The organism is Streptomyces sp. NPDC102274, from assembly GCF_044766385.1.
GTDB lineage: Bacteria > Actinomycetota > Actinomycetes > Streptomycetales > Streptomycetaceae > Streptomyces.
The window spans coordinates 177,181-188,282 of sequence record NZ_JBIWLW010000009.1; the positions used below are offsets into that span (position 1 = coordinate 177,181).

Here is an 11,102-nt window from a genome sequence, read left to right on the forward strand (position 1 = left end):
GTCAGCCCTTCTTCTTCCTGCGCCGGGCGGACGGCAGCGTGCGCCCGGCGATGACCGTGCGCCGGACGGCCGGCTCGGGCGCCGCGCCGGCGTCCGGTGCTCCTCTGCGCCCGAGCGCCTGGCGTACGCCGTAGCCGAACGCCGCGACCTTGACCAGCGGGCCGCCGAAGGTCGAGGCGACCGTCGTGGAGAGCGCCGAGGCGTTGGAGGTGACTTCCTGGACGTCCGTCGCGATGGCGTCCACCCGGTCGAGCTGGGTCTGCGCGGAGCGGACCGTCGCCGACGCGTCCGCCAGCAGCGGCACGGCCTGTTCGGTCACCTCCGCCACCAGTCTGGTGGTCGCCTTGAGGGTCTGCGCCAGCCTCACCAGCACCACGGCCAGGAAGGAGACCAGAATGGCCCAGAACACGGCCACCAGGATCCCGGCAACCTCTCCACCGGTCACGCCGCACCGCTCCCTGATCGTCGACGGTCATCTGGAAAGCGACTGGAAAGTCGTCCTCCGACCCTATCGCGCCGGGGATCGCGTCCCGTACCGGATTAGCGGGGGCCGGGATGGCGTTCAGTGAGAAAGATTGTACGGAGTGCGGCGGGTTGAGTACTCTGCGTGTCCCATGCGACGCCCCTTTCGCTCCGGCCCTCCGTCGGCCGTGCCCGCCCCGGCTCCGGGCAATCTCCCCGCCGAGCTGAACCTCTTCGTGGGGCGCGACGACGAGCTGGCCGCCCTGACGCGGCATCTCGGGGAATCCCGGCTGGTCACGGTGGTGGGGGTCGGCGGAGTCGGCAAGACCCGGCTGGCCCTGAAAGCCGCCGATGGCCTGAAGAAACGCTACTGCGATGGCATCTGGCTCGCCGAGCTCTCCGCGCTCCGCGACCCCGAGCTGCTCGAACACGCGCTGGTGGAGGCGCTCGGGCTGGCGGACCACAGCAGCAGGCCCACGCGCCGGGTGCTCGCCGGGCATCTCGCCACGCGCCAACTGCTGCTGGTCATCGACGGGTTCGAGCAGCTCGTCGACGCCTGTGCCGTGCTCGTCCATGAACTGCTGCGCCGGGCACCGGAGTTGCGGGTGCTCGCCGTCGGCAGACGACCGCTCAGGGTGGACGGTGAGCTGACCTTCTCGCTCGCCCCGATGGCGGAGACGGACGCGGTCCGGCTCTTCACCGAACGGGCCGCCGCCGTATCACCCGGCCCGCTCGTCCCGCCCGGCCCGTCCGACCCGCTCGTCCCGCCCGCTCCCTCCGGTTCCGTATCCCCCGGTCCGGGTCCGGGGCGGGCCGATGCCCGGTCCGCGGCCGTACAAGAGCTGTGCCGGCGCCTCGACGGGATCCCGCTCGCGCTGGAACTGGCGGCCGGACGGCTCCCTGTCCTCTCCGTCGAGCAGATCCTCGACCGCGTCGGGGACCGCTTCCGGGTGCTCACCGAAGGCAGCCGGGGCGCGCCGCCGCGCCATCAGACGCTCAGGACCGCGATCGGCTGGAGCCATGAACTGTGTACTCCGGCCGAACGGCTGCTGTGGGCACGGCTGTCGGTCTTCGCCGGACCGTTCGACCTGGAGGCCGCCGAGTATGTGTGCGGCGGCCCCGAGCTGCCGGACGAAGAGGTCCTGGACGTCCTCGCCGAACTGATCTCGCAGTCCCTCGTCATCCGCGAGGAGACCCCGGCGGGTACGCGCTACCGGATGCTGGACACCGTCAGGGCGTACGGCGCCGAGTGGCTGGACGCCCTGGCGGACACCGAGCGGATGCGCCGCCGGCACCGCGACTGGTACATGGGGCTGGCGACCTGGTACGAGCTGGACTGGTTCAGCCCGCGCCAGGCGGATGTCGCGGCCGGTACGGAGAGCGCGCTGCCGAATCTGCGCGCCGCGCTCGAACTGTGTCTGGAGAGTCCCGACGAGGCGCATCTGGGCCAGCATCTGGCGGGCACGCTCTGGTTCTACTGGGCGGGATGCGGCAGGCTGACCGAGGGGCGGCACTGGCTGGACCGGGCCCTCGCGCTGGACACCCCGTACGACGAGTCGCGGCTCAAGGCCCTGTGGGTGCTCGGCTATGTCGCGGTTCTCCAGGGCGACAGCACGGCCGCGGTGGGCGCGCTGCACGAGTGCCGGGAGGAGGCCGCGCGCACCGGCAACGCGCTGGCGCGGGCCTATGCCGTGCACCGGCTGGGCTGTCAGGCGCTGCTCACCGACGACATGCCGCGCGCCGAACGACTGCTGCGCTCGGCGCTCGGCGCGTACCGGGAACTCGGCGAGCTCAACAGCAATGTGCTGATGGGCCAGGTCGAGCTGGCCATGTCGCTGGTCTTCCAGGGCGATCTGGAAGCGGCGGTCGCCCTGTGCGAGGAGGTCCGCGAGATCTGCGAGGACAGCGGCGAGCGCTGGACCAGGGCGTACGCGCTGTATGTGCTGGCCTACGCGGCCTGGACACGCGACGAGCACGCCGAGGCGCGCGCGCTGATCGCGGAGTCGATCGCCATTCACCATGGATTCAACGATCTGGTGGGGCTGGTGCTGGCCGTCGAACTGATGGCGCTGGTGACGGCGAGCGAGGGTGATCCGGCGGAGGCCGCGGTGCTCCAGGGGGCCGCGAGCCGACTGTGGGAGTCGGTCGGCCCGCCGCTGTTCGGCTCCGGCTTCTTCGGTGCGCCGCGCGCGCTGTGCGAGCGGCGCGCGAGCGAGGCGCTGGGTACGGAGCGGTACGCGGCGTACGAGGGCGAGGGGCTCGGGTTGTCGATGAGCGCGGCCGTGGAGCGGGCGCTCGCCGAGCGCCGGCCGGCCGCCGCGCCACCGCACCAGCAGCCGGACGCGCATCCGCCGGCCCGGAAGACGCGGAAGCCCGCCGGCTCCCCCACCTCACGGGGCGGGGAAGCGGCGGGCTGAGACAACGTGTCCGCGTCAGCGGGCGTCGTACTCGACGTCAGCGGGCGTAGTACTCGACGACCAGCTGCTCGTCACAGATGACCGGGATCTCCTTGCGCTGCGGGTCACGGTCCAGGCGGAACGCCAGGGCCTTCAAGTTGACCTGCAGGTAGCGCGGGGTCTCGCCGTCGGTGTCGTAGCCACCCTCGCGCGCGACCTGGAAGGGGACCTTCTCGCGGCTGCGCTCGCGGACCATCACGACGTCGTCGGGACGGACGCGGAACGACGGCTTGTCGACCTTGCCACCGTTGACCTCGATGTGGCCGTGCACGACCATCTGGCGGGCCTGGTAGATGGTGCGGGCGATGCCCGAGCGCAGGACCAGCGCGTCGAGGCGGCGCTCCAGCTCGACGACCAGGGCCTCGCCCGTCTTACCCTCGGCCTTGCGGGCGCGGTCGTAGGCGCGGGCCATCTGGCGCTCGCTGATGTCGTACTGGGCGCGCAGGCGCTGCTTCTCCAGCAGACGGACCTTGTAGTCACTGTTCTGCTTGCGTCCACGGCCGTGCTCGCCCGGCGGGTAGGGACGGGCCTCGAAGTACTTGACAGCCTTCGGCGTCAGCGCGATACCGAGCGCGCGTGACTTCTTGACCTTGGGACGCGACTGGTTAGGCACGTTCTCCAGACCTCCGTTGTAGGTTAGGTTAGGCTCACCTTACTTAAGGAGATCGCATGTCTCGCCCTGGGAACACCACGCGCATCACAGACAGCCTCGGCGCACAGAGCGACGATTCGACGGAGGTCCGATCAGCTCATGGTCAGCCGCGTCCCAGCGGGCTTGAAATCGATCGGATGCCGTCAGCAGCCGAGCGCACACGAACTCTCGTACAGAGTACATGCTCGGCAGTACTGATCATTCCGGGCCTGGACGGGACCAAGCCCTACCAGCTGATGCCCGATACGCGGAGCGTCGGCCCGGACGGCGAGGTGTTCCTCGCGTTCCCCGCCGACTCCCCCGCCGTACGCGCCGCGACGCACGCGCAGGACGACGAGCTGACCGCGGTGCTGGAGATCACGGACGTCGCGCCGGTGTCCGTACCCCACCGTATCCGGGGCCGGGCCTGGCTCTCCGGCTGGCTCACCCGCGCGGCGGGCGGGGCCGAACCCGGTCGTATGACGCTACGGCTGGAGGTCGGCGAGGCGTGCGTGGACGATCTCTGGGGCGCGGAGTCGGTGGAGCCCGAGGACTTCGCCGCGGCCGCGGCCGATCCGTTGATGGAACACGAGGCGGAACCGCTCCAGCATCTGCACTCCGCCCACAGCGCGGAGGTCCAGGCGCTGCGCGGGCTGCTCGGCGAGCGGGCCGCGGGCTCCTCGGAGGCCGGGGCCGCCGGGACCGTCGCCGTACCTGTCGCGCTCGACCGTTTCGGGCTGCGGGTGCGCTTCACCGGGGTGCGGTGCTTCGACGCGCGGTTCGACTTCCCCGAGCCGGTGCGGAACGTCAACGAGCTGCGGTACGCGATGCACACGCTCTTCGACGCGGCCGCGGGCTAGGCGCCGTCCCCGCGCAGCCGCTCGCGCACCTTGTCGACCACATCGGCGTAGCGCGCCTCCGCGCCGTACCGCGTGGGCTCGTAGTAGCGCCTGCCCCGCACCTCGTCCGGGGCGTACTGCTGGGCCGCGATCCCGCCCGGCACATCATGCGGATAGATATAGCCCTGGGCATGGCCGAGCTTGGCCGCGCCCTTGTAGTGGCCGTCGCGCAGATGCGGCGGGACCGGTCCCGCCAGCCCCTTCTTGACGTCCTCCAGGGCGGCGGAGATGGCGGTCGTGGCCGCGTTCGACTTGGGGGCCAGCGCCAGCGCGATGGTGGCGTGACTCAGGGTGAGAGCGGCCTCCGGGAAACCGATCATGGCCACGGCCTGGGCGGCGGCGACCGCTATCGGCAGGGTGGTGGGATCGGCGAGGCCGATGTCCTCGCTCGCCGAGATCATCAGCCGTCTGGCGATGAACCGGGGGTCCTCCCCCGCCTCGATCATCCGGGCCAGATAGTGCAGCGCCGCGTCCACGTCGGAGCCGCGGATGGACTTGATGAGCGCGCTCGCCACGTCGTAATGCTGATCGCCGTCACGGTCGTAGGCCACCGCCGCCCGGTCGACGGTCTCCTCCACGGTCCGGAGGCTGATCTCCTTCTCGCTCTTGTCGATCGCGGCACCGGCCGCCGCCTCCAGCGCCGTCAGCGCGCGCCGGGCGTCGCCGCCCGCGATCCGCAGCAGATGCGCCTCGGCGTCGTCGGGGAGCGTGACCGCGCCGCCGAGACCGCGCTCCTCGGTGAGCGCCCGCCGCAGCAGACCGCGCAGATCGTCGTCGGTGAGCGGCTCCAGCGTGAGCAGCAGAGAGCGGGAGAGCAGCGGGGAGATCACCGAGAAGTACGGATTCTCGGTGGTGGCGGCGATGAGCGTGACCCAGCGGTTCTCGACTGCGGGCAGCAGCGAGTCCTGCTGGGCCTTGCTGAAGCGGTGGATCTCGTCGAGGAAGAGGACGGTCTCCTTGCCGAAGCCACCCGAGGCGCGGCGGGCCCCGTCGATGACGGCCCTGACCTCCTTGACGCCCGCGGTGATCGCGGAGAGCTCGACGAAGCGCTTGTTGGTCGCCTTGGAGACGACATACGCGAGGGTCGTCTTGCCGGTGCCCGGCGGGCCCCAGAGGATCACGGACGAAGGACCGGCGGGGCCGCCGTTGCCCTCTCCCACCAGCCGCCGCAGCGGGGATCCGGGCTTCAGCAGATGACGCTGGCCGACGACTTCGTCGAGGACGCGCGGGCGCATCCGTACGGCCAGGGGGCTGCTGGACGGGTCCTTCTCCTGGCGGTCTTCCGCCGCTGCGGTAAAGAGGTCGGGCTCCACGCGTGAAGCCTATGCCAGACCGCTGACAACGCCGTTTCCGTCGGTGTCCCCGCCCGCCGGCGGAGTCCTCGGCACGGCTCGGGGCCCTGTCCGGTTCTCGGCTGCTCAGCCGGTCCAGAAGTCCCACCAGCGGGTCAGGATGAGCATCCCGATGATCCCGATGTGCAGCACCGGCAGCACCCAGGTGAACTCGCTCAGGAAACCGCGCAGCCAGGACGGCGCGGGCAGCACGCCTGCGCGGATGTTGTGGGACGTGACGTACCAGAACATCAGGATCGTGGCGACCCAGGCCAGGCAGCACCACAGGCAGAGCGAGTTGATGGTGTACAGCGACTGGTACTGGAGCCAGGTGCAGAATCCGACGCCGAAAAGAGTGCCCGCGTTCAGCCCGAGCCAGAACCAGCCGCGGTAGCGCGCCCCGGCGAGCAGTCCGATCCCGATGAAGATCACCACGGCATAGGTGACGAGTCCGAGCATCGGGTTCGGGAAGCCGAAGGCGGACGCCTGGTCGCTCTTCATGATGTTGCCGCAGGAGACCACCGGGTTCAGGCTGCATCCGGGGGTGAAGTTCGGGTCTTCCAGCAGCTTGAACTTGTCGAGGGTGATCACCCAGGCCGCCAGCAGCCCCGCCGCGCCGGTGATGACCAGCAGGAGCGCGAACGCCCGACTTCCGCCGACCGTGCCCGTGGCCGTCCCCTCATCCCGGTCGGAGGAGACGTCGTCCACCACTGCTCGCGCCATATCACCGTTCCATCACTCGGGGAGTTCGCACAGGGAGTTCGCGCACTCGGGGACCTGCGGGGCAGGCTCATTGTGCCGCACGGGTCCCGGTGTCCACCGTTCGCCCGGCATAAGCAAAGCGGGGCCCGGACGGTCTCCGTCCAGGCCCCACACCGTCTCCGCGCGGTCAGCCGAGCCGCTGTGTCAGCTCCGTCACAAGGTCGTCGAGAGCCACCGCCGACTGCTCGCCGCTCTCCATGTCCTTGAGCTGGGCGACACCCTCGGCGAGATCGCGCTCGCCCGCGACGATCGTGTAGCGGGCACCGGACCTGTTGGCGTTCTTCATGGCGCCCTTGAGGCCCTTGGCGGCGTACGAGAAGTCCGCGGGGATCCCGGCCCTGCGCAGCTCGGTGACGACGGCGAACAGCCGCCGCCGCGCCTCCTCGCCGAGCGGCACCGCGAAGACGCTGGTGGCGTTCGGGAGATCGAGCTGGATTCCCTCGGCCTCCAGCGCCAGCACCGTACGGTCCACGCCGAGCGCCCAGCCGACCGACGGGAGCGCCGGTCCGCCGATCATCTCGGAGAGCCCGTCGTACCGGCCACCGCCGCCCACCGCGGACTGCGCGCCGAGCCCGTCGTGGACGAACTCGAAGGTGGTCCTGGTGTAGTAGTCGAGGCCGCGTACGAGCTTCTCGTCGTCCTCGTACGCGACCCCGGCGGCCGTCAGCAGCTCGCGTACCTCCTCGTGGTACGCCTTGCACGCGTCGCACAGATAGTCGCGCAGCATCGGCGCCCCGACGAGCTGCTTCTGTACGTCGGCGCGCTTGTCGTCGAGCACCCGCAGCGGGTTGATCTCGATGCGCCGGCGGGTGTCCTCGTCGAGGTCGAGCCCGCGCAGGAAGCCCTGGAGCGCCTCGCGGTAGACGGGGCGGCACTCCTTGTCGCCCAGCGAGTTGAGCAGGATACGGAAGTCGCGCAGCCCCAGGGAGCGGTACGCCTGGTCGGCCAGGACGATCAGTTCGGCGTCGAGCGCGGGGTCCTCCGCGCCGATCGCCTCGGCGCCGACCTGCGAGAAGTGGCGGTAGCGGCCCTTCTGGGGACGCTCGTAGCGGTAGTAGGAGCCGGAGTACCAGAGCTTGACCGGCAGGTTCCCGGCCTTGTGCAGATTGGCCTCCAGCGCGGCGCGCAGCACGGAGGCGGTGCCTTCGGGGCGCAGCGCCAGCTTGTCACCGCCCTTGGTCTCGAAGGCGTACATCTCCTTGGAGACGATGTCGGTGGACTCGCCGACACCGCGGGCGAACAGCTCGACGTTCTCGAAACCGGGCGTCTCGACATAGCCGTAGCCGGAGTTCTTCAGCGGTGCGGAGATGGCCTCGCGCACCGCGAGATAGACCGCCGAGGCGGGCGGGATCAGGTCGTAGGTGCCCTTGGGGGCCTGGAAGGCGCTCATGGAGATCGGTGCTTCACATTCCTCGTCGCGGAGCGGCGGTCGGGCCGCTTCCGTAGCCGGCGGCCAGCTCCCTGAGGTAAGGGTTGGCGGCGCGCTCGCGGCCGATGGTCGTCTGGGGGCCGTGTCCGGACAGCACCACGGTCGAGTCGTCGAGCGGGAGGCACACCCGTGCCAGGGACTCGAGGATCTCGGCGTGGTCGCCACCGGGCAGATCGGTGCGTCCGATGGAGCCGGCGAAGAGCAGATCGCCCGAGAAGAGGACCGGCGGAATATCGGCACCACCGACCGCCTCGGGCGTTCCGAACGTCACCGACCCCTTGGTATGGCCCGGGGCGTGCGCGACGGTGAACTCCAGTCCCGCCAGCGTCAGTTCGGCGCCGTCGGTCAGCTCGTGGACCTCGTCCGGCTCTCCCACGGTCAGCTCGCCCATCAGCGGCATCCCGATCGAGCGGCCGATCGACTTCTCGGGGTCGCTCATCATGTAGCGGTCCGCGGGGTGGATCCACGCCGGTACGTCATGTGCTCCGCACACGGGGACGACCGAGGCGACATGGTCGACGTGCCCATGGGTCAGGATGACGGCGACGGGCTTGAGCCGATGCTTGCGCACCGCGTCCTCCACGCCCTGAGCGGCCTGGTGGCCCGGGTCGATGATCACGCACTCCTCGCCCGCGGCGGGGGCGACCAGATAGCAGTTGGTCCCCCAGGCCCCGGCGGGGAACCCGGCAATGAGCACGATCGTCCTTATATGTCGTCCGTCGGGAGAATGCAGCAGTTCAGAGACTACCGGCGGTCCTCAATCCACAGCGAACCCATATACCGTACGGGGCTAGATCAGGCCGGACAGGATCACATACACATACGAGGAGTGGACCCGGTGGTCAACAGCGATCAGCGGCGGCGGCAGCTCGCCCGGGAAAAGTTCGAGCGGCAGCAGCAGCGCCGGGCCGAGGCGCGGAACAAGGCGAAGCGCCGCAATGTCATCATCGCGTCCGCGCTGGCCGTGGTGGTGCTCGCGGGAGCCGCGGCGTACGCCTCGGTCGGTCTGACGGACGGGGACAGCAGCGACAAGGCCGCCGCCCCGGAGTCGAGCGCCTCCGCCTCCGCCTCGCCCTCGCCGAGCGAGAGCAGCGTGCCCGAGCCGAAGATGACCGTCGACAAGAACGCGAAGTACACGATGGAGCTCAAGACGAGCCAGGGCGACATCTCCATCGCGATGGACGCCAAGAAGACCCCGCACACGGTGAACTCGTTCAAGGCGCTCACGGACAAGAAGTACTTCGACAACACGAAGTGTCACCGGTTGACCACCGAGGGCATCTTCGTGCTCCAGTGCGGCGACCCGAAGGGCGACGGCACCGGCGGTCCCGGCTACACGATCGAGGACGAAAATCTGACGGCTCTCGGCAAGGCGGGCGCCGACGGCTCGGTCACGTACCCGGCAGGGACGGTCGCGATGGCCAATACCGGCCAGCCACACACCGGCGGCAGCCAGTTCTTCCTGGTCTACAAGGACACCAAACTCCCGCCCAGCTACACGCCGTTCGGGACCATGGACGACGCCGGCCTGAAGGTCGTGGAAGCCGTGGCGAAGGCCGGAGTGGACGGCGGCACGGGCGACGGCGCGCCCAAGAAGACCGTCACCGTGGAGAAGGGGACGGTCGACACGGCGTGACCCTGTGAATTTCGGCCGTGCTGAGTGCGGACAGCCGGGCGGCCGGTCGCCTAGATTGGCGTTGTGCAGGGCGGGCGCAGCCCGTCCCAGGAAACTGTGGATGATGCCCGGGGGCCACACCCCTCACGGACATCAGGTGGAGGAGGCGCTGTGAGCAGCGACCCGTGGGGCCGCGTCGACGAGACGGGCACCGTGTACGTGCGTACGGCCGAGGGCGAACAGGTCGTCGGATCGTGGCAGGCAGGCTCTCCGGAGGAGGCTCTGGCCTATTTCGAGCGCAAGTACGAGGGCCTGGTTGTCGAGATCGGCCTCCTCGAACGGCGGGTGAAGACCACCGACCTGTCCGCGAAGGATGCGACGACGGCCATCGAGCATCTGCGCGGCCAGGTCGACGAACACCACGCCGTGGGCGATCTCGAAGCGCTGCGCAAGCGGCTCGACGCGCTGGTGGCGACGGTCGACTCGCGCCGTGAGGAGCGCAAGGCGCAGCGGGCGAAGCAGACCGACGAGGCGCGCCACGCCAAGGAGGCGCTGGTCACCGAGGCGGAGGAGCTTGCGCAGAGCGATCAGTGGCGGTCGGCCGGTGAGCGGCTGCGGGCGCTGGTGGACACCTGGAAGGGCCTGCCGAGGCTCGACCGGAAGTCCGACGACGAGCTGTGGCACCGCTTCTCGCACGCCCGCTCGGCGTTCTCCAAGCGCCGCAAGGCCCACTTCGCGGCGCTCGACGCGCAGCGCGAGGATGCCCGTAAGGCCAAGGAGAAGCTGGTCGCGGAGGCCGAATCGCTGTCCGGCTCCACCGACTGGGGCGGTACGGCCGCCCGCTACCGCGAGCTGATGACGGAGTGGAAGGCGGCGGGCCGCGCCCAGCGCGAGGCCGAGGACGATCTGTGGAACCGCTTCCGCGGCGCCCAGGACGTCTTCTTCGCGGCGCGCGGCGAGGTCTTCGCCGAGCGGGACGCCGAGCAGACCGAGAACCTCAAGCTCAAGGAGGAGCTCGCGGTCGAGGCCGAGCGGCTGGTGCCGGTCACGGACCTCAAGGCGGCCAGGGCGGCGTTCCGGGCGATCAACGAGCGCTGGGAGGCCATCGGCCACGTACCGCGTGACGACCGGCCCAAGGTCGAGGGCCGGATGCACACGGTGGAGCGGACGCTTCAGGAGTCCGAGGAGAACGAGTGGCGCCGGACGAACCCGGAGGCGCGTGCGCGCGCCGCGGGTCTGACGGGTCAGCTCCAGGGCGCGGTCGACAAGCTGCGTACGCAGATCGACGCGGCGCGCGCGGCGGGCAACAACGCCAAGGCGGACAAGCTCGCCAAGGAGCTGGAGGGCCGGCAGGCCCTGCTCGACCAGGCGCTGAAGGGTCTCCAGGAGTTCGGCGGCTGAGACCGGACCGGGCACCGTCCGGCACGGCGTCATCCGCATACGCGAAGGGGCTCCCCGTCTATCGGCGCGGGGAGCCCCTTCGCGTTTCCCGGTCCGCGTCGCGCTTCCCGGTCTGC

10 protein-coding genes are annotated in these 11,102 nt (G+C 70.3%); 4 read left to right on the forward strand and 6 right to left on the reverse strand.

Going from position 1 to position 11,102, the window contains the following annotated elements:
• Position 1: 1 nt before the first annotated feature.
• A complete protein-coding gene (locus ACIRQP_RS15350) occupies positions 2-445 on the reverse strand; it encodes a DUF948 domain-containing protein (RefSeq protein WP_030355488.1) in 444 nt (147 codons plus the stop codon).
• 169 nt (positions 446-614) lie between these two features.
• Here ACIRQP_RS15350 and ACIRQP_RS15355 point away from each other — a divergent pair, with 169 nt between their 5' ends.
• The gene (locus ACIRQP_RS15355; RefSeq protein ID WP_403889150.1) at positions 615-2,879 is read left to right on the forward strand and encodes an ATP-binding protein; all 2,265 of its coding nucleotides are present in this window, start codon (positions 615-617) and stop codon (positions 2,877-2,879) included.
• 37 nt (positions 2,880-2,916) lie between these two features.
• On the opposite strand, the gene rpsD is transcribed toward ACIRQP_RS15355, so the two are convergent.
• On the reverse strand, positions 2,917-3,531 hold the full coding sequence (gene rpsD / locus ACIRQP_RS15360) for a 30S ribosomal protein S4 (RefSeq protein ID WP_030355486.1): 615 nt from the start codon (positions 3,529-3,531) through the stop codon (positions 2,917-2,919).
• A 176-nt stretch (positions 3,532-3,707) separates the two neighbouring features.
• On the opposite strand from rpsD, the gene ACIRQP_RS15365 reads away from it, so the two are divergent.
• Complete coding sequence (locus ACIRQP_RS15365; RefSeq protein WP_403889153.1) at positions 3,708-4,409, forward strand: DUF2470 domain-containing protein; 702 nt, start codon at positions 3,708-3,710, stop codon at positions 4,407-4,409.
• On the opposite strand, the gene ACIRQP_RS15370 is transcribed toward ACIRQP_RS15365, so the two are convergent.
• The 4 genes from ACIRQP_RS15370 to ACIRQP_RS15385 form a co-directional block, all read right to left on the reverse strand.
• Positions 4,406-5,761: a replication-associated recombination protein A gene (locus ACIRQP_RS15370; protein WP_403889155.1), complete on the reverse strand. Its 1,356-nt coding sequence runs from the start codon at positions 5,759-5,761 to the stop codon at positions 4,406-4,408. The two genes, ACIRQP_RS15365 and ACIRQP_RS15370, sit on opposite strands and share 4 nt — an antisense overlap.
• A 105-nt stretch (positions 5,762-5,866) precedes the next feature.
• Positions 5,867-6,502 carry a vitamin K epoxide reductase family protein gene (locus ACIRQP_RS15375; RefSeq protein WP_403889158.1) on the reverse strand — a complete coding sequence of 212 codons (636 nt, stop codon included), beginning with the start codon at positions 6,500-6,502 and terminating at the stop codon, positions 5,867-5,869.
• A 166-nt stretch (positions 6,503-6,668) separates the two neighbouring features.
• Complete coding sequence (hisS, locus tag ACIRQP_RS15380; protein ID WP_403889161.1) at positions 6,669-7,931, reverse strand: histidine--tRNA ligase; 1,263 nt, start codon at positions 7,929-7,931, stop codon at positions 6,669-6,671.
• A 13-nt stretch (positions 7,932-7,944) separates the two neighbouring features.
• Positions 7,945-8,667, reverse strand: coding sequence for an MBL fold metallo-hydrolase (locus ACIRQP_RS15385; protein WP_403889164.1), 723 nt, complete (start codon positions 8,665-8,667; stop codon positions 7,945-7,947).
• 141 nt (positions 8,668-8,808) lie between these two features.
• On the opposite strand from ACIRQP_RS15385, the gene ACIRQP_RS15390 reads away from it, so the two are divergent.
• Together ACIRQP_RS15390 and ACIRQP_RS15395 are read left to right on the forward strand one after the other, a co-directional pair.
• Complete coding sequence (locus ACIRQP_RS15390) at positions 8,809-9,606, forward strand: peptidylprolyl isomerase (protein WP_403889167.1); 798 nt, start codon at positions 8,809-8,811, stop codon at positions 9,604-9,606.
• Positions 9,607-9,756: 150 nt separating this feature from the next.
• A complete protein-coding gene (locus tag ACIRQP_RS15395; RefSeq protein WP_403889169.1) occupies positions 9,757-10,986 on the forward strand; it encodes a DUF349 domain-containing protein in 1,230 nt (409 codons plus the stop codon).
• Positions 10,987-11,102 lie beyond the last annotated feature (116 nt).